This is a genomic window from Klebsiella sp. GL120222-02, from assembly GCF_003097195.1.
GTDB classification, from domain to species: Bacteria; Pseudomonadota; Gammaproteobacteria; order Enterobacterales; family Enterobacteriaceae; genus Klebsiella; species Klebsiella variicola.
Genome location: NZ_QEQO01000006.1, coordinates 321,730 through 344,183 on the forward strand (window position 1 = coordinate 321,730; position 22,454 = coordinate 344,183).

Annotated in this window: 20 protein-coding genes; 3 read left to right on the plus strand and 17 right to left on the minus strand. The window is 54.3% G+C overall.

The features are described 5' to 3' along the window. Positions 1 to 87: 87 nt before the first annotated feature. The 15 genes from glmS to asnC all read right to left on the minus strand — a co-directional run bounded on the left by glmS (position 88) and on the right by asnC (position 15,669). Entirely contained in the window at positions 88 to 1,917 is a 1,830-nt protein-coding gene (gene glmS, locus N438_RS19195) for a glutamine--fructose-6-phosphate transaminase (isomerizing) (protein WP_008806727.1), read from the minus strand. A 183-nt stretch (positions 1,918 to 2,100) separates the two neighbouring features. Further along, positions 2,101 to 3,471 carry a bifunctional UDP-N-acetylglucosamine diphosphorylase/glucosamine-1-phosphate N-acetyltransferase GlmU gene (glmU, locus tag N438_RS19200; protein WP_016162025.1) on the minus strand — a complete coding sequence of 457 codons (1,371 nt, stop codon included), beginning with the start codon at positions 3,469 to 3,471 and terminating at the stop codon, positions 2,101 to 2,103. A gap of 694 nt (positions 3,472 to 4,165) precedes the next feature. Next, positions 4,166 to 4,585: a F0F1 ATP synthase subunit epsilon gene (locus N438_RS19215; RefSeq protein ID WP_008806724.1), complete on the minus strand. Its 420-nt coding sequence runs from the start codon at positions 4,583 to 4,585 to the stop codon at positions 4,166 to 4,168. Between the two features lie 20 nt (positions 4,586 to 4,605). Then, positions 4,606 to 5,988, minus strand: a complete 1,383-nt coding sequence (atpD, locus tag N438_RS19220) for a F0F1 ATP synthase subunit beta (RefSeq protein WP_008806723.1) — start codon at positions 5,986 to 5,988, stop codon at positions 4,606 to 4,608. Positions 5,989 to 6,014: 26 nt separating this feature from the next. Continuing rightward, entirely contained in the window at positions 6,015 to 6,878 is an 864-nt protein-coding gene (gene atpG, locus N438_RS19225) for a F0F1 ATP synthase subunit gamma (RefSeq protein WP_008806722.1), read from the minus strand. 50 nt (positions 6,879 to 6,928) lie between these two features. Beyond that, a complete protein-coding gene (gene atpA / locus N438_RS19230) occupies positions 6,929 to 8,470 on the minus strand; it encodes a F0F1 ATP synthase subunit alpha (protein ID WP_012543303.1) in 1,542 nt (513 codons plus the stop codon). 12 nt (positions 8,471 to 8,482) lie between these two features. Then, positions 8,483 to 9,016 carry a F0F1 ATP synthase subunit delta gene (gene atpH / locus N438_RS19235; protein WP_004202307.1) on the minus strand — a complete coding sequence of 178 codons (534 nt, stop codon included), beginning with the start codon at positions 9,014 to 9,016 and terminating at the stop codon, positions 8,483 to 8,485. A gap of 14 nt (positions 9,017 to 9,030) precedes the next feature. Beyond that, on the minus strand, positions 9,031 to 9,501 hold the full coding sequence (gene atpF, locus N438_RS19240; protein ID WP_004107293.1) for a F0F1 ATP synthase subunit B: 471 nt from the start codon (positions 9,499 to 9,501) through the stop codon (positions 9,031 to 9,033). A gap of 50 nt (positions 9,502 to 9,551) precedes the next feature. Beyond that, entirely contained in the window at positions 9,552 to 9,791 is a 240-nt protein-coding gene (atpE, locus tag N438_RS19245; RefSeq protein WP_000429386.1) for a F0F1 ATP synthase subunit C, read from the minus strand. Between the two features lie 48 nt (positions 9,792 to 9,839). After that, a complete protein-coding gene (atpB, locus tag N438_RS19250; protein WP_012969241.1) occupies positions 9,840 to 10,655 on the minus strand; it encodes a F0F1 ATP synthase subunit A in 816 nt (271 codons plus the stop codon). Positions 10,656 to 10,663: 8 nt separating this feature from the next. Continuing rightward, positions 10,664 to 11,044: a F0F1 ATP synthase subunit I gene (atpI, locus tag N438_RS19255; protein WP_008806719.1), complete on the minus strand. Its 381-nt coding sequence runs from the start codon at positions 11,042 to 11,044 to the stop codon at positions 10,664 to 10,666. A 616-nt stretch (positions 11,045 to 11,660) separates the two neighbouring features. Then, positions 11,661 to 12,284 (minus strand): 16S rRNA (guanine(527)-N(7))-methyltransferase RsmG, encoded by a 624-nt coding sequence (gene rsmG, locus N438_RS19260; RefSeq protein WP_008806718.1) that lies wholly within the window; start codon positions 12,282 to 12,284, stop codon positions 11,661 to 11,663. Between the two features lie 116 nt (positions 12,285 to 12,400). Continuing rightward, a complete protein-coding gene (gene mnmG, locus N438_RS19265) occupies positions 12,401 to 14,290 on the minus strand; it encodes a tRNA uridine-5-carboxymethylaminomethyl(34) synthesis enzyme MnmG (RefSeq protein WP_012543302.1) in 1,890 nt (629 codons plus the stop codon). A 381-nt stretch (positions 14,291 to 14,671) separates the two neighbouring features. Further along, complete coding sequence (gene mioC / locus N438_RS19270; RefSeq protein WP_008806716.1) at positions 14,672 to 15,112, minus strand: FMN-binding protein MioC; 441 nt, start codon at positions 15,110 to 15,112, stop codon at positions 14,672 to 14,674. A 98-nt stretch (positions 15,113 to 15,210) separates the two neighbouring features. Then, positions 15,211 to 15,669 carry a transcriptional regulator AsnC gene (gene asnC / locus N438_RS19275; protein WP_002882510.1) on the minus strand — a complete coding sequence of 153 codons (459 nt, stop codon included), beginning with the start codon at positions 15,667 to 15,669 and terminating at the stop codon, positions 15,211 to 15,213. Positions 15,670 to 15,820: 151 nt separating this feature from the next. On the opposite strand from asnC, the gene asnA reads away from it, so the two are divergent. Further along, a complete protein-coding gene (asnA, locus tag N438_RS19280; RefSeq protein WP_008806715.1) occupies positions 15,821 to 16,813 on the plus strand; it encodes an aspartate--ammonia ligase in 993 nt (330 codons plus the stop codon). Positions 16,814 to 16,817: 4 nt separating this feature from the next. Here asnA and viaA read toward each other — a convergent pair whose 3' ends face one another. Both viaA and ravA read right to left on the minus strand, forming a co-directional pair. Next, complete coding sequence (gene viaA, locus N438_RS19285; RefSeq protein WP_008806714.1) at positions 16,818 to 18,266, minus strand: ATPase RavA stimulator ViaA; 1,449 nt, start codon at positions 18,264 to 18,266, stop codon at positions 16,818 to 16,820. After that, positions 18,263 to 19,762: an ATPase RavA gene (gene ravA, locus N438_RS19290; RefSeq protein WP_116696421.1), complete on the minus strand. Its 1,500-nt coding sequence runs from the start codon at positions 19,760 to 19,762 to the stop codon at positions 18,263 to 18,265. Before ravA ends, viaA begins: the two co-directional genes overlap by 4 nt. Positions 19,763 to 19,979: 217 nt before the next feature. On the opposite strand from ravA, the gene kup reads away from it, so the two are divergent. Then, positions 19,980 to 21,848 (plus strand): low affinity potassium transporter Kup, encoded by a 1,869-nt coding sequence (kup, locus tag N438_RS19295; RefSeq protein WP_008806712.1) that lies wholly within the window; start codon positions 19,980 to 19,982, stop codon positions 21,846 to 21,848. A 184-nt stretch (positions 21,849 to 22,032) separates the two neighbouring features. Next, on the plus strand, positions 22,033 to 22,452 hold the full coding sequence (rbsD, locus tag N438_RS19300) for a D-ribose pyranase (protein WP_002882527.1): 420 nt from the start codon (positions 22,033 to 22,035) through the stop codon (positions 22,450 to 22,452). The last annotated feature ends 2 nt before the right edge of the window (positions 22,453 to 22,454 follow it).

The window sequence follows — 22,454 nt, forward strand, 5'->3', positions numbered from 1 at the left end:
CAAAATATTTCGCGCAAGTTCGGTAATAAACAGCAGGTGAAAATAAAAAGGGCCGCCGCCGGCAGCCCTTTGCAAGTAATGATGGTTTTACTCAACCGTTACCGATTTCGCCAGGTTACGCGGCTGGTCAACGTCAGTGCCTTTGATCAGCGCGACGTGATAAGCCAACAGCTGCAGCGGTACCGTATAGAAGATAGGGGCGATCGTCTCTTCGACATGCGGCATCTCGATGATGTGCATGTTGTCGCTACCGTTGAAGCCGGCTTCACCGTCGGCGAAGACATACAGCTCACCGCCGCGGGCACGAACCTCTTCGATGTTGGATTTCAGTTTTTCCAGCAACTCGTTGTTCGGCGCCACCACAATCACCGGCATTTCCGCATCAATCAGCGCCAGCGGGCCGTGCTTAAGCTCGCCCGCCGCATAGGCTTCCGCGTGAATGTAGGAGATCTCTTTCAGCTTCAGCGCCCCTTCCATGGCGATCGGGTACTGATCGCCGCGGCCAAGGAACAGCGCATGGTGCTTATCAGAGAAACGCTCCGCCAGCTGCTCAATACGCTTGTCCTGGGAGAGCATCTGCTCGATACGGTTCGGCAGGGCCTGAAGGCCGTGCACGATATCATGCTCGATAGACGCATCCTGACCTTTCAGTCGCGCCAGCTTCGCCACCAGCATCAACAGCACGGTTAGCTGAGTGGTAAAGGCTTTGGTCGAGGCCACGCCGATTTCCGTTCCGGCTTTGGTCATCAGCGCCAGATCGGACTCACGCACCAGTGACGAGCCCGGTACGTTGCAGATAGCCAGCGAGCCGAGATAGCCCAGCTCTTTCGACAGACGCAGCGCCGCCAGGGTATCGGCGGTTTCACCCGACTGGGAGAGGGTGATCATCAGGCTATTGCGACGCACCGCGGACTTGCGATAGCGGAATTCCGAGGCGATTTCTACATCGCATGGGACGCCGGCTAATGCTTCGAACCAGTAACGGGAGACCATCCCGGAGTTATAGGAAGTCCCGCAGGCAACAATCTGAATATGTTCAACCTGAGCCAGCATTTCATTGGCGTTCGGCCCCAGCTCGCTGAGATCCACTTCGCCATGGCTGATGCGCCCGGTCAGGGTGTTCTTAATCGCGTTCGGCTGCTCGAAAATCTCTTTCTGCATATAGTGGCGGTAGATACCTTTATCGCCAGCGTCATACTGCAGATTGGATTCGATCTCCTGGCGTTTCACTTCCGCGCCAGATTTATCGAAAATCACCACCGAGCGGCGAGTGACTTCGGCAATATCGCCCTCTTCGAGGAAGATAAAGCGGCGGGTCACTGGCAGCAATGCCAGCTGGTCGGAAGCGATAAAGTTTTCGCCCATTCCCAGGCCAATCACCAGTGGGCTACCGGAGCGGGCCGCCAGCAGGGTTCCCGGGTCACGGGTATCCATGATCACCGTACCGTAGGCGCCGCGCAGCTGCGGAATAGCGCGCAGCACGGCTTCACGCAAGGTACCACCTTGTTCCAGCTCCCAGTGCACCAGATGGGCGATAACTTCGGTATCGGTCTCGGTGACGAAGACATAGCCGCGAGACTGCAGCAGGGCACGCAGCGGCTCATGGTTCTCAATGATCCCGTTATGGACCACCACAATGTGTTCAGAAACATGCGGATGCGCATTGCTCTCGGACGGTTCGCCGTGCGTCGCCCAGCGAGTATGGGCGATCCCGGTACCACCATGTAACGGCTGCTCTTCTACCGCCTGAGCCAGCATCTGAACTTTACCCAGGCGACGCACGCGGGTCATATGACCTTCGCTGTCGACCACCGCCAGACCGGCAGAGTCATACCCACGGTATTCCAGACGACGTAAACCTTCGAGAAGGATTTCAGCAATATCACGCTGCGCGACTGCGCCAACAATTCCACACATAGTTAAATTTCCTGATAATGGCGATATGCCATGCGTTGTCGCTGACCTGTATTTGCCCGTTTTCCGGGCGCCCCGAGCCTTGTAGAGAGTGGGGTTATTGTTATGGTACTGCCTGCGGACGGGGGTCTATATTGACCCTCTCATCCTGGTTCGCCGGGCATATTTCCCCGGCGATAATCCAAATTATTTCTTCTTCACCGGACGCTGCCAGCCCTGTTTGTGGACCTGCGGTACGCGGCTCAACACCAGTTCGTTATCGGCGATATTGCGCGTGACGGTGGTCCCGGCGGCGATAGTGACGCCGTTGCCTACCGTGACGGGCGCCACCAGCTGGGTATCCGAGCCGACAAAGACATCATCGCCAATAATCGTTTTATGCTTGTTCGCACCATCGTAGTTGCAGGTGATGGTGCCCGCGCCGATATTGACGTTATCACCGATCTCCGCATCGCCCAGATAGGTCAGATGACCTGCCTTGGAGCCTTTCCCGAGACGCGCTTTTTTCATTTCCACGAAGTTGCCAACGTGGGCGCCTTCCAGCAGTTCGGCGCCTGGACGCAGACGGGCAAATGGGCCGATGGTGCAGGCAGCCTGCAGCTGGGCATCTTCCACCACGCTATAGGGGCTAATTTCGCAGTCATCGCCGATGGTGCTGTTTTTGATCACGCAGCCGGCGCCGATTTTCACACGATCGCCCAGCACCACATTGCCTTCCAGAATAACGTTAGTATCGATCTCCACATCGCGCCCGTGCTGCAGCGTACCGCGCAGATCGAAACGCGCCGGATCGCGCAGCATCACGCCCGCCAGCAGTAATTTTTCTGCCTGCTCAGCCTGGTAGACGCGCTCCAGGCGCGCAAGCTGCAGGCGATTGTTGACGCCTTCGACTTCGCTCAGGCGCTGCGGATGCACCGCGACGATCTCGCGCCCTTCCTGATACGCCATGGCGATGATATCGGTGATGTAGTATTCGCCCTGAGCGTTGTTATTGGTGAGCTTCGCCAGCCAGCGCTTGAGGTCTGCTCCGCCGGCGATCAGGATCCCGGTGTTGATTTCCTGGATCTGGCGCTGGGCCTCGCTGGCATCTTTGTGCTCAACGATGCCCGTCACCTGGTCATTTTCACGGGTAATGCGGCCGTAGCCCGTTGGGTCATCCAGCTTCACCGTCAGCAGACCAATGCCACCCAGTGGTTTCGCGGCGCGCAGGCGCTGTAGCGTCTCAACCGAGATCAGCGGCACATCGCCATAGAGCATCAGAATGTCTTCATCATCATTGAAGAAGGGTGCGGCCTGCTGCATAGCGTGTCCGGTTCCGAGCTGCTCAGCCTGCAGCACCCAGTTCAGGTTGTCTTCATGGAGGGTCTGACGCAGCAGATCGCCACCGTGACCGTACACCAGATGCACCGCACATGCGCCTAAATCGTTAGCGGCATCAATGACATGCTGCACCATTGGCTTCCCGGCCAGGGTATGCAGCACCTTAGGAAGATCGGAATACATGCGGGTCCCTTTGCCTGCGGCAAGGATAACCACGCTCATCGCACTATTTGACATACTCATCCTGACGGTAGTTAGAACGGAAAGTAAAAGCCTTTCACGTTGAAATTTCTACATATTTTTCATCATAAAACGAGACGTGGAGAAAACGCCCAAGCCCGCGGTTATACACCATTTTATGACGCTATTTTTAACCACTGCAAATCAGTTTAACGCTGAAAAAGGGGGGTGGGGAGGGTAATCATTGACTATCTCACTGCTTTTGCTGTTTTTTCGCCACCTGAATAAAGCGGCAGAGCGCGGCCCTATTGACGGAGATTAACAGGAGATGAGCCGACTGAGTGTAAATCAGCCGCAGGCAGGGGAGAGCTGAAGTGATTGGTGGCATCAATAAAATACAAAAGGCCACCGTCAGGTGACCTTCATTTACCGGTTGCACATCGCCAGTGTTGTCGTTTTGATGGGCGATACGTCGTGCAAGCCGGGGAATAGCGCGTGGCTTAGAAGCTCAGTACGCTGAATTTGGCGATGATTTTATGGAACAGTTTCATGATGATTTCCTGACGCAGGTGCAGTTTGATAACGCTCTTTTATGTGACATACATCACAAAAATAGAGTCTACGCCTCATCATTTAACTAATCAATAACAATTAAGGGTGGATCCTGTTTTCACTTTATCCGCTCGCCAGCCGCTGGCCATAAAAAAAGCCAGCCTGGAAACCAGACTGGCTTTTTACGTTCAAGCCGGTGTTACATCGCTTTTTTGGTCAACTCGATAACGCGCAGTTTAGCGATCGCTTTGGCCAGTTCCGCAGACGCCTGAGCGTAATCCACATCGCCATGGGAGCTCTTAATGTGCTCTTCGGCTTTGCGTTTCGCTTCCAGCGCTCGCGCTTCGTCGAGGTCCTGACCGCGAATTGCGGTATCCGCCAGAACGGTCACGCTGCCAGGCTGCACTTCAAGAATGCCGCCAGACAGATAGATAAACTCTTCATGACCGTGCTGTTTAACGATGCGAATCATACCAGGCTTAATGGCGGTGAGCAGCGGCGCGTGTCCCGGGTAAATACCCAGTTCACCTTCGCTACCCGTTACCTGGATTTTTTCGACCAGACCAGAGAACATTTGTAACTCTGCGCTGACGACGTCCAGGTGGTAAGTCATTGCCATATCACCCTCCGATTAAGGCGTTAAAGTTTTTTGGCTTTTTCCACGGCTTCGTCGATGGAACCGACCATGTAGAACGCCTGCTCTGGCAGGTGATCGTATTCGCCTTCCATGATGCCTTTAAAGCCACGGATAGTGTCTTTCAGCGCCACGTATTTGCCCGGAGAACCGGTAAAGACTTCTGCTACGAAGAACGGCTGGGACAGGAAGCGCTGGATCTTACGTGCGCGAGCTACCACCAGTTTGTCTTCTTCAGACAGTTCGTCCATACCGAGGATGGCGATGATATCTTTCAGTTCCTGATAACGCTGCAGGATGGACTGAACGCCACGCGCGGTGTCGTAGTGTTCCTGACCAACAACCAGCGGATCCAGCTGACGGCTGGTGGAGTCCAGCGGGTCAACGGCCGGGTAAATACCCAGGGAAGCGATCTGACGGCTCAGTACTACGGTTGCATCTAAGTGAGCAAAGGTAGTGGCTGGGGATGGGTCAGTTAAGTCATCCGCCGGTACGTATACCGCCTGTACGGAGGTGATAGAACCGGTTTTGGTGGAGGTGATACGTTCCTGCAGAACGCCCATCTCTTCCGCCAGAGTCGGCTGATAACCTACCGCTGAAGGCATACGACCCAGCAGTGCGGATACTTCAGTACCGGCCAGGGTGTAACGATAGATGTTATCGACGAACAGCAGAACGTCACGACCTTCGTCACGGAATTTCTCAGCCATGGTCAGGCCGGTCAGCGCAACGCGCAGACGGTTTCCCGGCGGCTCGTTCATCTGGCCGTACACCAGGGATACTTTATCGATAACGTTGGAGTCGGTCATTTCGTGGTAGAAGTCGTTACCCTCACGAGTACGCTCACCGACGCCCGCAAACACAGAGTAACCGGAGTGCTCGATCGCGATGTTACGGATCAGCTCCATCATGTTTACGGTTTTACCTACACCCGCACCACCGAACAGACCAACTTTACCGCCCTTCGCGAACGGACACATCAGGTCGATAACTTTGATACCGGTTTCCAGCAGTTCCTGAGAGCTGGACAGCTCTTCATAGGAAGGTGCTGCGCGGTGGATAGCCCAACGCTCTTCTTCACCGATGTCGCCTTTCATGTCGACCGGCTGACCCAGTACGTTCATGATACGACCCAGTGTTGCTTTACCTACCGGGACTTCGATTGGGTGCTCGAGGTCTTTTACTTCCAGACCGCGGCGAAGACCATCGGAAGAACCCATGGCGATGGTACGAACGATACCGCCGCCGAGCTGCTGCTGAACTTCCAGCACCAGAACTTCTTTACCATTCTGCACCTCAAGAGCTTCGTACACGCGCGGTACGGCATCCTGAGGGAATTCGACGTCAACTACGGCGCCGATTACCTGGACAATTTTTCCAGTAGCCATCTTGAATCCTCTACGAATTAACCTGGTTATACCGCGGATGCACCACCGACGATCTCGGTGAGTTCCTGAGTAATGCTGGCCTGTCGAGCTTTGTTGTATACCAACTGCAGCTCTTTAATCAGGCTGCCGCCATTGTCGGTCGCGGCTTTCATCGCCACCATACGTGCGGCCTGCTCGCTGGCCAGGTTTTCTACCACGCCCTGATAGACCTGAGATTCGACATAACGACGCAGGAGGGTATCCAGCAGCGCTTTCGGATCGGGTTCGTACAGGTAATCCCAGGATTTACGTTTCAGATCAGCGTCTTCTGATGCCGGTAACGGCAGCAGCTGAGTGATCGTCGGAACCTGAGACATGGTGTTAATAAATTTGTTGCTGACAACGTACAGCTTGTCCAGACGGCCTTCATCATAGGCCTGCAACATCACTTTTACCGGGCCGATCAGTTCGGACAGGGAGGGGTTATCCCCCATACCGGTCACCTGTGCAACCACGTTACCGCCAACGGCGTTAAAGAAAGAGACGCCCTTAGAGCCGATCATTGCGAGGTCGCACTGAACGCCTTTATCGGACCATGCTTTCATTTCCGCCAGCAGTTTCTTGAACAGGTTAATGTTCAAGCCGCCGCACAGACCACGGTCGGTCGACACCACCAGGTAGCCCACGCGCTTAACGTCGCGTTCTTCCAGGTAAGGGTGCTTATATTCCAGATTACCGTTCGCAAGGTGACCAATCACTTTGCGCATAGTATCTGCGTAAGGACGGCTGGCCGCCATACGCTCCTGCGATTTACGCATTTTGGAAGCGGCGACCATCTCCATCGCTTTAGTGATCTTTTGCGTGTTCTGGACGCTTGCGATCTTACTACGTATCTCTTTTGCGCCGGCCATGAGCTTCTCCTCAATGCCTTGCGGCCTGCCCTAAGACAGACCGCCAGACGTTACCAGGACTGGGTTGCTTTGAAGGAATCGAGGATGCCTTTCAGCTTGCCTTCGATTTCGTCGTTATAGCCACCGGACTGGTTAATCTCTTGCATCAGCGGAGCGTGATCACGGTCGACGTAAGCCAGCAGAGCGGCTTCGAAGCTACCGATTTTCGCCAGTTCTACATCAGCCAGGTAACCACGTTCTGCTGCGAACAGAACCAGAGACTGCTGCGCGACGGACATCGGCGCATACTGTTTCTGTTTCAGCAGCTCGGTCACTTTCTGACCGTGGTCCAGCTGTTTGCGGGTTGCATCGTCAAGGTCGGATGCAAACTGGGAGAACGCTGCCAGTTCACGATACTGCGCCAGTGCGGTACGGATACCACCGGACAGTTTCTTCATGATCTTGGTCTGCGCTGCACCACCAACACGGGATACGGAGATACCCGGGTTAACCGCAGGACGAATACCGGCGTTGAACAGGTTGGTTTCCAGGAAGATCTGACCATCGGTAATGGAGATTACGTTGGTCGGAACGAATGCGGAAACGTCACCCGCCTGCGTTTCGATAATCGGCAGTGCGGTCAGAGAACCGGTTTTCCCTTTCACTTCACCTTTGGTGAAAGCTTCAACGTATTCGGCGTTAACACGCGCAGCACGCTCCAGCAGACGAGAGTGGAGGTAGAATACGTCGCCCGGGAAGGCTTCACGTCCTGGCGGACGACGGAGCAGCAGGGAGATCTGACGATAAGCAACAGCCTGTTTAGACAGGTCATCGTAAATGATCAGCGCATCTTCACCGCGGTCGCGGAAGTATTCGCCCATTGCGCAACCGGCGTATGGCGCCAGGTATTGCAGTGCAGCAGATTCGGATGCAGTCGCTACCACCACAATGGTGTTAGCCAGCGCGCCGTGCTCTTCCAGTTTACGCACCACGTTAGAGATGGTGGACGCTTTCTGGCCGATAGCAACATAGACGCACTTGATACCGGAATCACGCTGGTTGATGATGGCATCGATAGCCAGCGCAGTTTTACCGGTCTGACGGTCGCCGATGATCAGTTCACGCTGACCACGACCGATTGGGATCATGGCGTCAACAGATTTATAACCGGTCTGTACCGGCTGATCGACGGACTGACGTTCGATGACGCCCGGTGCGATCGCTTCTACGGCGGAGAAACCGTCGTTTTCCAGCGGACCTTTACCATCAATTGGCGCGCCTAGGGTGTTAACCACACGGCCCAGCAGGCCACGGCCAACCGGAACTTCCAGGATACGGCCAGTACATTTAACCTTCATGCCTTCGGCGAGGTCAGCATACGGACCCATCACCACGGCACCAACGGAGTCACGCTCCAGGTTCAATGCGATAGCGTAACGGTTACCCGGCAGGGAGATCATCTCACCCTGCATACATTCGGCAAGGCCGTGGATGCGGATAACACCGTCACTTACAGAAACAATAGTACCTTCGTTATGAGCTTCGCTCACAACATTGAACTGAGCAATGCGCTGCTTGATCAGTTCGCTGATTTCGGTGGAATTCAGTTGCATGCTCCAGTCCCCTTAAGACTGCAAGACGTCTGCAAGGCGATCAAGACGGCCGCGTACGCTGCCATCAATGACCATATCACCCGCACGGATGATAATACCTGCCATAACAGACTTATCGATTTTGCAATTCAGCTTAACTTTGCGTGACAGACGTTTTTCCATCGCGCTGACGATCCTGGCAAGCTGTTCATCACTCAGTTGGTTGGCAGATATTACTTCTACCTCTGCGATGGCCTCACTGGCCGCGCGCAGGTGAATGAATTGCTCAAGAACGTCCGGGAGCACCTTCAGACGATTGTTTTCCGCCATCACCTTAATCAGGTTCTGGCCGTTTTCGTCGAGTTGCTCACCGCAGATAGCGATAAACGCTTCTGAGAGCGTTTCCGGCGCCAAAGCACCGGAGAGAAGCTCTGCCATTTGGTCGTTTTTGGTCACTTCGGCGGCAAACGCCAGCATATCCTGCCAGCGTTCAACACTGTTGTGTTCGACGGCAAAGTCAAAAGCTGCTTTGGCGTAGGGGCGAGCTACCGTTACAAATTCAGACATCAGCCCCTCCCTCCTTACAGTTCAGCGACAAGTTTATCCACGATGTCGCTGTTAGCAGCTTCATCCACGGAACGTTCGATGATCTTCTCGGCGCCAGCAACAGCCAGGATAGCGACCTGCTTACGCAGCTCCTCACGTGCACGTTTACGCTCAGCATCAATTTCAGCCTGCGCTTGTGCAACGATTTTGGTGCGTTCCTGTTCTGCTTCAGCTTTAGCTTCGTCCAGAATCTGAGAGCGACGCTTGTTCGCCTGCTCAATGATTACCTGGGCTTCCGCTTTCGCTTTTTTCAGCTGGTCGGTCGCGTTGGCCTGTGCAAGGTCCAAATCTTTCTTAGCGCGTTCTGCAGAAGCTAAACCGTCAGAAATCTCTTTCTGGCGTTTTTCGATGGCAGCCATTAAAGGCGGCCATACGTACTTCATGCAGAACCATACGAAGATAACAAACGCGATGGCCTGGCCGAGGATTGTTGCGTTCATGTTCACAGCACAATACCTCTTTAATTAACTCTGTGGCTTAGGTTTCTAACAACTTACTACGCGACGGCGAACATCACGTACAGACCCAGACCTACAGCGATCATCGGGATAGCATCCACCAGACCCATAACGATAAAGAACTGAGTACGCAGCAGAGGAATCAGATCCGGTTGACGCGCTGCGCCTTCCAGGAATTTACCTCCGAGGATGCCGATACCGATCGCAGCACCGATTGCCGCCAGACCCATCATCACAGCGGCAGCCATGTACAGCAGATCCATATTCAGGTTTTCCATGACAGTCTCCAGTTTGTTTCAGTTAAAACGTAGTAGTGTTGGTAAAAATCAATGCTCTTCAGACGCCATCGACAGATAGACAATCGTCAGAACCATGAAGATGAAGGCTTGCAGCGTAATAATCAGGATGTGGAAAATGGCCCAAGGCACATTCAGAACCCACTGTGACCACCACGGCAACAGACCAGCAATCAGAATGAAAATCAGCTCACCGGCATACATGTTGCCGAACAGTCGCAGACCGAGAGAAACCGGTTTGGACAGCAGGCTTACCCCTTCAAGGATTAAGTTGACAGGAATGAACGCCCAGTGATTGAACGGCTGCATGGTCAGTTCTTTAACGAACCCACCTACGCCTTTCATTTTGATGCTGTAGAAAATAATCAGGATGAACACGCCAAGCGCCATCGACAGGGTGATGTTCACGTCGGCAGACGGAACCACGCGCAGTGCAGGCAGGCCGAAAATGTGTTCGCCGATATAAGGAATCAGGTCGATTGGCAGCAGGTCCATCAGGTTCATCAGGAAGACCCAGACGAACACGGTCAGCGCCAGCGGCGCGATAACCTTGCTCTTGCCATGGTACATGTCTTTGACGCTGCCATGGACGAAGCCGATGATCATTTCGATGAAGGTCTGGAATTTCCCTGGTACGCCGCTGGTCGCTTTCTTAGCAACGCTACGGAACATGGCCAGGAACAGCAGACCGAGAACCACCGAGAAGAACATGGAGTCAATGTTGAGCGTCCAGAAGGTGGCCGGGGGGTTGTGCGGATCCACCAGCGAGAAAGTACGCAAGTCAATCTGAAGGTTGTTCAGATGGTGACTTATGTATTCCTGCGGCGTCATATTTTCTGAAGCCATGATGCCTTTTACCCTTTGTTGTTGATTACAGCTGGCGCCAGAACTTGTACCACCAGCACCAAAACCCACGTCACGATCAGCGGCATAAATACCACTTTTAAAACAGCCAGCGCCATCGCCAGAAGGGCGAAGGTCAGCAACACCTTGAAGGCTTCACCGAAGGCGAAGGTCCAGGCCACACGGCCTTTTGCTGGTGTATGCGCCTGATGACGCCAGGCAAAAATCATAAACATCAGGTTCGGCAAAACCACCGCCAAACCGCCGCATACTGCGGAAATGCCCCAGAAGGGGTCTTTGAGGCTGAACAGCAGTCCACTTGCTATTACTGCCAGTAACTGAATAAACAGAAGCTTGCGAGCAACGTTTCGACTCAAGAGCGACACTGACATCACGTTTTTACTCCTGCTCCCTTTGAGGTATGTCGCGTGTCGTATAAAACGTCCTTTAAGACGAAGAGTCAAGCATCAAAAAGCGGACAAATTATACGGTGACGCCCCGTGATTTCAAACAATAAGTAGCAAAATAGTGAATAAATGTTTAATTATTTTCCAACGGACAACTTTCCGTGCATTTCAGCGTTCTGTGAGCAGTCATACAAAACTGCAAATAACGTGGAAACACGGCAATTAAAGCGTGCATTAGATCACATAATAAACATTTCAAGCGCCCTTTAATGAATCAAGGACATAAAACACTATTTTTCATGCTTTTGATATTCAAGATAAAAAGTGAGGACATTATCTAAAACAACCTCACATACAATAAAAACCTTTTATTGACATTTATAATAAAAATTTAACATCACTATGCTGTTTATCCGTGTCGATTTTTAGCACCCTGATATTTTCAAAGTTGACTATTTTGTCAGTGAATCACTTATGCTAAGTTAACCGCAGGAAAAGCCATAGTAAAAACATGGTTAAATGCAGCCCGATAATATCGCGGAGTGACCTTTATTTTTGTAACATCCGCGGGCGACATTTTTTCCACATTTTTTGATAAAAATTAACGCGATTTTGGTTGAATCACCACCAGGTGCCGCTCCCCTTCCAGCTGAGGAACATGCAGCTCAATCACCTCGGCAATACCATACCCTTCCGGCAGGTTTTCCATTTCGTCTTTTTGCGCTAACCCTTTGAGTGCATAGAAGTGACCGTTCGCTGCCGGCAGATGATGGCACCAGCTCACCATATCATTGAGCGATGCGAAGGCGCGGCTTATCACACCGTCAAACGGCGGTTCGGCCGGGAAGGCTTCCACGCGGCTCTGCACCGGGGTGACATTATCCAGCTTCAGCTCATGCTGCACCTGACGCAGGAAGCGCACGCGCTTGCCGAGACTGTCGAGCAGGGTGAAATGCGACTCCGGACGCACGATGGCCAGTGGAATGCCAGGGAGCCCCGGTCCGGTCCCGACATCGATAAAGCGCGAGCCCTGCAGATAAGGCGCCACGATGATGCTGTCGAGGATATGACGCACCAGCATCTCATTCGGATCGCGAACGGAGGTCAGGTTATAGGCTTTGTTCCACTTATCGAGCAGCCCGACGTAGGCCACCAGCTGGTTTTTCTGGTGATCGGTGAGCGAAATACCCGCTTCATCCAGCAGACGAGAAAGTTTGTTGAGCACAGTCTGTACCTTCAAAAAATAATGAGCCCGGAGGCGCTAACGCTTACCGGGCTATGAATGATAAAGGCGAACGCTGATTATGCAACAGTGAAATCAGCGCAGGCAGGCGGCCGCAATCAGGCGCTGCGGCGCAGCATCCCCTGCTTTTTCAGCCAAACCAACAAAATAGAGATCGCCGCCGGCGTGATCCCGGAAATGCGTGACGCCTGCCCTATCGACGACGGCTTATGGTCGTTCAGTTTGGCGATCACTTCGTTAGACAGCCCGGTGACCTGGCGGTAATCGAGCGTCGCCGGCAGCACGGTATTCTCATTACGCTGCTGTTTCTCGATCTCATCCTGCTGGCGAGCGATGTAACCTTCATACTTCACCTGGATCTCTACCTGCTCGGCCGCTTGTTGATCTTCCAGTCCCGGTGCGAACGGCGACAGCTGAATCAGTTGCTCGTAGGTCATTTCCGGACGACGCAGTAGATCTTCACCACTCGCTTCACGCGACAGCGGCGCCGTCAGGTGAGCATTCACTTCGGCGGCGCTCTCTGCCTGCGGATTCACCCAGGTCGATTTCAGACGCTGACGTTCACGTTCAATGCTTTCCAGCTTTTCGTTGTACCGCGCCCAGCGTTCATCGTCCACCAGCCCCAGCTCACGCCCCTGTTCGGTCAGGCGCAGGTCGGCGTTATCTTCGCGCAGCATCAGACGATATTCGGCACGGGAGGTAAACATGCGGTACGGTTCTTTGGTACCCAGAGTGCACAGGTCATCCACCAGCACGCCGAGGTAAGCCTGATCGCGACGCGGCGCCCAGCCCTCTTTTTCCGCAGAGAAGCGGGCAGCGTTAAGTCCAGCCAGCAGACCCTGAGCAGCGGCTTCTTCATAACCGGTGGTACCGTTGATCTGGCCGGCGAAGAACAGACCCTGAATAAATTTGCTCTCAAGCGTTGGCTTCAGATCGCGTGGGTCGAAGAAATCGTACTCAATGGCGTAGCCGGGACGGACGATCCGGGCGTTCTCCATCCCCTGCATTGAGCGGACGATTTGCATTTGCACATCAAACGGCAGGCTGGTGGAGATACCGTTCGGATAAATTTCGTTTGAGGTCAGGCCTTCCGGTTCAAGGAAAATCTGATGTTGGTTGCGATCGGCAAAGCGCATGACTTTGTCTTCGATCGACGGACAATAGCGTGGCCCGATCCCTTCGATCACCCCAGCGTACATTGGGCTGCGATCGAGGTTATTACGGATCACGTCATGGGTTTTCTCGTTGGTGTGGGTGATATAGCACGGCACCTGGCGCGGATGCTGATCCGCGGATCCCATGAACGAGAAGACCGGCATTGGGTTATCGCCGTGCTGTTGCGCCAGCACGCTGAAATCGATGGTGCGGGCGTCAATACGCGGTGGGGTTCCGGTTTTCAGGCGGCTTACGCGCAGCGGCAGCTCACGCAGACGACGAGACAGTGGAATTGACGGCGGATCGCCGGCACGCCCGCCGCTGTAGTTATCCAGACCAATATGGATTTTGCCATCGAGGAAGGTTCCGACGGTCAGCACCACCGCTTTGGCACGGAATTTGAGGCCCATCTGAGTGACGGCGCCCACGACGCGATCGTTTTCCACAATCAGATCTTCCACTGCCTGCTGGAAGATCATCAGGTTCGGCTGGTTCTCCAGCGCGGTGCGTACCGCCTGACGATACAGCACGCGGTCTGCCTGGGCGCGAGTGGCACGTACCGCGGGCCCTTTGCTGGCGTTTAGTATCCTAAACTGAATACCCGCCTGATCGATCGCGGTTGCCATCAATCCGCCGAGTGCGTCCACTTCTTTTACCAGGTGTCCTTTCCCAATGCCGCCAATCGCCGGGTTGCAGCTCATCTGCCCCAGCGTGTCGATATTGTGTGTCAAAAGCAGGGTTTGTTGGCCCATTCGCGCTGCGGCCATCGCGGCCTCAGTGCCTGCATGACCCCCGCCAATGATAATGACGTCAAAAGGATCCTGATAAAACATGGTGATCTGCCTCGCATAACGCGGTTTGAAAATGGATTGAAGCCCGGGCCGTGGATTCTACTCGGCTTTGGTCTTTTGAGAAAGACTCCGGGATCCTGAGTATTAAAAAGAAGATCTTTATATAGAGATCTGTTCTATTGTGATCTCTTATTAGGATCGACTCTCTTTGTGGATAAGTCGGATCCACGATGTAAGATCAAAAGCTTAAGAAGGATCACTATCTGTGAATGATCGGTGATCCTGGTCCGTATAAGCTGGGATCAAAATGAAGGGTTATACACAGCACAAAAACCATACGACGGTTATTCTTTGGATAACTACCGGTTGATCCAAGCTTTTAAGCATGGTTATCCACAGAAGATCCGACGATCTTTACAATTCTCAGAGCAAATTTTTCCAGGATCCCAGCCAGATTTCCGCTGGATCCTCCGGAATTTCATGTTCCAGTACGTTAATTTTCAGCGTTTCGCCGATCTGTTTTGCGCCGCTGGCCTTCAATGCTGCTTCTAATTTATCGATCGCCCCGCAGAAGGTGTCGTATTCGCGGCTGCCGATCCCGATGGCGCCAAAGCGCACGGCGGAAAGATCGGCCTTCTGCTCCAGCAATGCGTCATAGAAGGGAACCAGGTTGTCGGGAATGTCGCCGGCGCCATGCGTTGAAGAGATAACTAACCAGATCCCTTCCGCCTGCAGATCGTCAACCAGCGGACCGTGCTGGATTTCAGTGCTGTAGCCGGCTTCTTCCAGCTTTTCCGCCAGATGCTCTGCTACATATTCCGCACTGCCCAGGGTGCTGCCGCTGATAAGTGTAATGTCTGCCATGATCGCCGATCGCCCGCTCAACTGTTCAGAGTGGCGTATTGTACGCTGTGAGCGAGCTGGGATCTACCTGTGGAAAAATGTGGGATTAAAAAAAGCGATCAGGGCTTGATGGTACGCATGATCGGGTTCTGCAGCACGATCAGCGTCTCGGTGGACTGAATTTCATCAATTGTTTGGATCTTGTTGATAAGTACCTGCTGCAGGGCATCGATGGATTTACACATCACCTTAATAAAGATGCTGTAGTGGCCGGTGGTGTAATAAGCCTCGGTGACCTCCTCCAGGCTTTCCAGGCGGGCAAGGGCGGAAGGGTAGTCCTTGGCGCTCTTGAGAATAATGCCGATAAAGCAGCCGACATCATAGCCCAGCTGCTTGGGGCTGACGTCAATGCGCGCACCGGTAATGATACCCGCCTGTTTCATCTTTTCGACGCGCACATGAATGGTGCCCGGGCTGACGCTGAACTGTTTAGCCAGTTCGGCATAGGCGGTACGGGCGTTGGCCATCAGCGCATCGAGAATGCCGCGGTCCAGATTGTCGATCTGATAATTTTCCATATCTTTTTCTTATGAAGTTTGAGGGTTCTTGCTATTTTAGCTTCATATTTTGATGAATTAAAAGTCGATGCGGCTTTTTATTGATTGATTATTGTATTGCGGCCCTGTTTTGTTGCTTAATCAATGGCAACAGGACGCAGGAGTTATAAAAATGAAAACCGCATATATCGCAAAACAACGCCAGATCAGTTTCGTTAAATCCCACTTTTCCCGTCAGCTGGAAGAGAAGCTTGGCCTGATTGAAGTCCAGGCGCCAATCTTAAGCCGCGTGGGCGATGGGACGCAGGATAACTTGTCCGGCTGCGAGAAAGCGGTTCAGGTAAAAGTGAAAACACTGCCCGACGCCCAGTTCGAAGTGGTTCATTCGCTGGCGAAGTGGAAGCGTCAAACCCTGGGACAACACGACTTCAGCGCGGGCGAAGGGCTGTACACGCACATGAAGGCCCTTCGCCCCGATGAAGACCGTCTGACGCCTATCCATTCCGTTTATGTTGACCAGTGGGACTGGGAGCGCGTGATGGGCGATGAAGAGCGTCACGTCGGCACTCTGAAGGCAACCGTCGAGGCGATCTACGCCGGGATCAAAGCTACCGAGCTGGCGGTCAGCCAGGAATTTGGCTTGAAGCCTTTTCTGCCGGAACAGATCCATTTTGTTCACAGCCAGGAGCTGCTGAGCCGCTATCCCGATCTTGATGCCAAAGGCCGTGAGCGAGCCATTGCCAAAGAGTTGGGGGCCGTCTTCTTAATTGGTATCGGCGGCAAACTGTCTGACGGTAAGCGCCACGACGTGCGTGCGCCGGATTATGATGACTGGAGCACAGAGATTTCTGAAGGCTTTGCCGGTCTGAACGGCGATATCCTGGTTTGGAACCCGGTGCTGGAAGATGCTTTCGAGATCTCCTCAATGGGGATCCGCGTTGACGCCGAAGCGCTGAAGCGCCAGCTGGCCGTGACCGGCGATGAAGATCGCCTACAGCTTGAATGGCACCAGGCGCTGCTGCGCGGCGAGATGCCGCAGACTATCGGCGGCGGCATTGGCCAGTCTCGTCTGACGATGCTGCTGCTGCAGCTTGACCATATCGGCCAGGTACAGTGCGGCGTATGGCCGGCCCAGGTTCGCGAAAGCGTTTCCGCGCTGCTGTAATGAATTAGCGCCGCCAGCGTCGCAGCAGGCGGCTACGCAGCCCGGTATCAAAGCGCCAGATATGATCGAAGATGCGCATGATGCCGGGTTTGCCGTGTACCGACATCGCCACCGCGTGAAAACGGTGCTGGTGCTTACGCTGTAACTCCCCCACCTGAGCAATCACCTCATCCGGCAACCGCTGGGCGATAAAGTCAGAGATCACGACGGCATCCGCATCCACCCACTGCGGGTTTTGCAGACGTTCAATAATGGCGCGAAAACAGCTGGCCAGATCGGTACCGCCGCGAAAGCGCTGGCTTAAAAAGCGGATCGCCTGCTCCAGCCCGCGCTCGCTGGTCAGTTCGTAATGCACCACTTCGCTGGAGAACAGCATAATAAAGCAGCGACGGTTATCGGCCAGCGCGACGCGCATCAGGGCCAGACAAAAGGCCTTAGCGCACTGCTCGTTAAAACCGCCCATCGACCCTGACGTATCGACGCAGACAATAAAGGGCCCGCGCGGCTGTTCATCAAAATCCTGCCGTGTTACCGGGCGTTCGGTGATTTTCTCACGCCAGGCGTCGCCATGCAGCCGGTAGGTGAGCAGCTGTTTCTCCACCAGCTTGCGATAAAATTCAAACTCCAGCTCCGTGATGCCGAGCGTCGCCAGCTCCGGCGGCAGCAGGCGAAGAATGTCGTCACTCTGCTGGAGGCCGTCGACTTGCTCCGGTACTGTCGCCGGCTCGCGCACCAGGCTGCGAAAGGTTTCCATCGGGGCGTCTTTCTTCGGCACGGATTTCGCTTCCCGTGAACGTCCGAGTTGTTCCGCCAGCTGCAGTAGCTCCGGTTGCTGGTTGAGAAAATCGCCATAGCGCACGATCAACTGATAGTCGCCGCGTTTGAGTTCGCCAGCGCTCATATCCCACAGACGCCCGGCGGCAGTGTCATTTTCCGCCAGTACCGGATCGAGCTGACCGCTGAGCGTCATTCGTTCCTGGACCTCACTGAGTAACTGATCGCGTTCTTCATCCAGCAGTTGCTGGTTAAGGCTGGTGGCTTGCACCACCAGGCTCAGGCGCCAGCGCTGTAAAAACAGCGTATGCAGCGCCGGGGTAAAGGTGGCATTGTCATCCACCAGCTTCTGCGCCTGAGCGGCAAAAGGAGACTGTAGCTGGTGCAGTTTGCCGAGGATCTGCGGGAGCTGGACAATAAACTGCGAGGTAGAGAGTAGCTGAGCCTGCTGATAGGTTTGCACTTCGGCGTCCAGATCCGGCGGGACGTTAACTTCTTTCAAACGGGCGCGAACGGCTTCACGCCAGCGTGGAATATCCGCCGCGATGATGTTTTTCAGGCGGGGGAATTTCTCAAAGAACACCGCCAGCTGAGGAGAGGCCAGCAGCGCCAGCAGCATCTCCTCGATCATTCCCTCTTCGCTGACTGCCAGCATGACATTCAGCATATCGAGCGTCATGGCTGCTTCGCCTGTTTAATCTGCGCGCCGACGTCCTGCAGGCTGGCTTCGATTCTTCCCAGCCACTCGACCGGGATAAACAGACACTTTTGCTGCTCGCTGAAGCGGTTGTGTTGCTGGTGCCACTCATCATCGAGCGCCTCCAGCTGTTGGCGAATTTCTGCCGGCATGTTCTCCTGCGATGCGCTACCGGGCAGCGCGAGGCGTGAGCCCTGCAGGCTGACGTCGCGGACGACCAGGTGCTGGCTGGTGTCGACATCCATATTGAGCAGTTGGGCAAAGCCGATCCCGTTGAGCTTACCGCGGATCTCACCGCCCTTTTCCAGCCAGTTGGCTAACGCCTCGCGTTCAAAAGTAATGTGGATCACTTCCATATCGTGAAGTTTGAGCGGCTGCTGCAGCAGCAGTGTCAGGGTGGTCCCCTGGATCTCCGCCGGCAATTCATAGTGCGGTTTGCGGCTAAACATCCCGCCAAGGCGGGTGACCTTCAACGCCGTTTTGTCGCTTTGCTGCTGTTGGATCTGAATGCGTCTTTGGACAATGGCCCCCAGCCGCGTCAGCATTGCCTGCTGTTGCCAGGCGTGACAGGTCATGAGCGTTTCCAGCTGCTGCGACATCAGGTTCATGCTCTCGACGTTGTGCCACAGACAATCTTTCAGCAGGATCAGATCTATCGGCGCGATGCTGTCGCGCCCGCTGAAGAAGGCGCTGGCCTGCAGCAGGCGAATGGCCTTTTTCCAGCGGCGATCCGAGACGTACGGCGCATTTGGCAGGGCATCCAGCTGCTGGCGGAGCTGGAATATCAGCTCAAACACCGCGTCTGGCAGTTTGATATTGCCGATCTGCTGCTGCCATTGGGTAAACTCCTCGTCGCTAACCTGCAGCGCGCTGGGCACTGCATTGATGTTTTCATCCTGCTGGCTGACCAGCATTGAACGGAAATTACCTTTATCCTGCACTTTATCAAGCCACAGACGGATCAGCATTCGGTCATACAGCGCTTCCAGACTGCTGTCGGCTTCGGGGAGTTCGTTCGACGCGGCCACCAGCAGGCGCATCGGGATTTTCTCTTCGTGCGCGCCATTGCGGAAGTGACGTTCGTTAATCGCCGTCAGCAGGGTGTTGAGGATCGCCGGACCCGCTTTCCATATTTCATCGAGAAAGACGATTTCGGCTTCCGGCAGGTAGCCGGCGGTTAAACGTTCGTAACGGCCTTCATCCTTCAGTGCCTGAATGGACAGTGGCCCAAAAACTTCTTCCGGGGTGGAGAAGCGGGTCATCAGGTATTCAAAAGCGCGCGCCTGCTGGAAGGCGAATTTGAGGCGGCGGGCAATCAGGCTTTTGGCGATCCCCGGTGGGCCGAGCAAAAAAACGCTCTCGCCGCTGAGCGCCGCCAGCAGGCAGAGGCGTATCGCGTGGCTGCGTTCAAAGAGTCCTTTTTCGAGTGCCGCGCTGAGCCGGGAAATTCTTTCAGCCAGTAAATGTGTTTGAGCCATAATTGAGTTGCGTGCTTTGTCATGTATCGTTATTGGGTCGAGTATAGATGTTAGAGCAGGGGCGGTAATAGCCTGAAGAATCGATTTATTTTTTTTGAGCCAGGTTAATATGGTGTCTGTTAGGGGTACGATTTCGCAAATAATCGTGCATACTGTGCGCTTTTTGTGGGCCAAGGGACTAGGCACACATTTGTTTTATAAACGAAAAGACTAGTCTATGAGCACTGATAATAAACAATCGTTGCCGGCATTAACGTTGGCGGCCATCGGCGTGGTGTACGGCGATATCGGTACCAGTCCACTGTATACCTTGCGCGAATGCCTGTCAGGTCAGTTTGGCTTTGGCGTTGAACGCGACGCCGTGTTTGGCTTTTTGTCGCTGATTTTCTGGCTGTTGATCTTTACCGTATCGATTAAATACATCACGTTCGTGATGCGGGCGGATAACGCCGGGGAAGGCGGGATCTTAACGCTGATGTCGCTGGCCGGACGTAATACCTCGGCCCGAATGACCTCCGTACTGGTGATCCTCGGCCTTATCGGCGGTAGCTTCTTCTATGGCGAAGTGGTGATTACGCCGGCGATTTCCGTTATGTCGGCGATAGAGGGGTTAGAAATTATCGCCCCGCAGCTTGATACCTGGATTGTCCCTATCTCCATTATCGTGCTGACCCTGTTGTTTGTGATCCAGAAGCACGGGACCGGCATGGTCGGTAAGCTGTTTGCGCCGATTATGCTGATCTGGTTCCTGTTGCTGGCGGTGCTCGGCGCGCGAAGCATTTACGCTAACCCGGAAGTTCTTCAGGCGCTAAACCCCTACTGGGCGGTGCATTTCTTCCTGCAGTACAAAACGGTTTCCTTTATTGCGCTCGGCGCGGTGGTGCTGTCGATTACCGGGGTGGAAGCGCTGTACGCCGATATGGGTCACTTCGGCAAACTGCCGATCCGCGTGGCCTGGTTCTCCGTCGTGCTGCCCTCGCTGGTGCTGAACTATTTTGGCCAGGGCGCGCTACTGCTGAAGCACCCGGAAGCGATTAAAAACCCGTTCTTCCTGCTGGCGCCGGAGTGGGCGCTGATCCCGATGCTGATTATCGCCACGCTGGCGACGGTTATCGCCTCGCAGGCAGTGATCTCCGGGGTCTTCTCCCTGACCCGTCAGGCAGTGCGTCTGGGCTATCTGTCGCCGATGCGCATTATCCACACCTCGGAAATGGAGTCCGGACAGATTTACATCCCGTTCATTAACTGGCTGCTGTACGTTTCTGTGGTCATCGTTATTGTCAGCTTTGAGCATTCGTCTAATCTGGCGGCGGCGTATGGTATCGCGGTCACGGGCACCATGGTGCTGACCTCCATTCTGTCGGCAACGGTGGCGCGCAAAAACTGGCACTGGAATAAGCTGTTTGTCGGCCTGATGCTGGTGGCCTTCCTGTGTATCGATATTCCGCTGTTTTCGGCGAACCTCGATAAGATTGTCTCCGGCGGTTGGCTGCCGTTGTCCCTGGGGCTGGTGATGTTCACGGTGATGACCACCTGGAAGAGCGAACGTTTCCGCCTGCTGCGCCGAATGCACGAGCATGGCAATTCGCTGGAAGCGATGATCTCTTCGCTGGAGAAGTCACCGCCGGTGCGTGTGCCGGGTACCGCGGTGTATATGTCCCGCGCCCTGAACGTGATCCCGTTTGCCCTGCTGCATAACCTGAAGCACAACAAGGTGCTGCATGAGCGAGTGATCCTTCTGACTCTGCGCACCGAAGACGCGCCTTACGTGCATAACGTTCGCCGGGTGCAGATCGAGCAGCTGTCGCCGTCGTTCTGGCGGGTGGTGGCCAGCTACGGCTGGCGGGAAACGCCAAACGTTGAAGAAGTATTCCATCGCTGTGGCCTGGAAGGACTCAGCTGCCGGATGATGGAGACCTCGTTCTTCATGTCGCATGAGTCGCTGATTATCGGCAAACGACCGTGGTATCTGCGCCTGCGCGGCAAGCTTTATCTGCTGCTGCAGCGTAACGCCCTGCGGGCGCCGGATCAGTTTGAAATCCCGCCAAACCGGGTTATCGAGCTCGGTACCCAGGTCGAAATCTGATGTCAAAAAAGCCCTTCCATTGCGAAGGGCTTTTTGTTTCTCACTCCGGCTGTCATCTCCTGCCGTTGCCTTGCGAAACGTTTCGATGGCGATCACATTTCTCTCTTCTGGTGATGGTTTTCTGCTCACACATTGATAATAATTATTTTAGCGAAACGTTTCGCTAGTGGAGCAAAAGAGAAAAATGAAAAAAGGCACCGTACTTAACGCTGATATTTCCGCGGTCATTTCCCGCCTGGGCCACACCGATACGCTGGTGGTCTGCGATGCCGGATTACCGGTTCCCCGCAGCAGCACGCGCATTGATATGGCGCTGACTCAGGGCGTACCTTCCTTTATGCAGGTGCTGGAAGTGGTGACGACGGAAATGCAGGTTGAAGCGGCTGTTATCGCGGAAGAGATTAAAACCCATAATCCGCAGCTCCACGCGACGTTGCTCACTCACCTCGAGCAGCTGCAGCAGCACCAGGGAAATACCATTGAAATTCGTTACACCAGCCATGAGCAGTTCAAAAAACAAACCGCAGACAGTCAGGCGGTAATTCGCAGCGGGGAGTGTTCCCCGTTTGCGAATATCATTCTCTGTGCCGGCGTCACGTTCTGAGG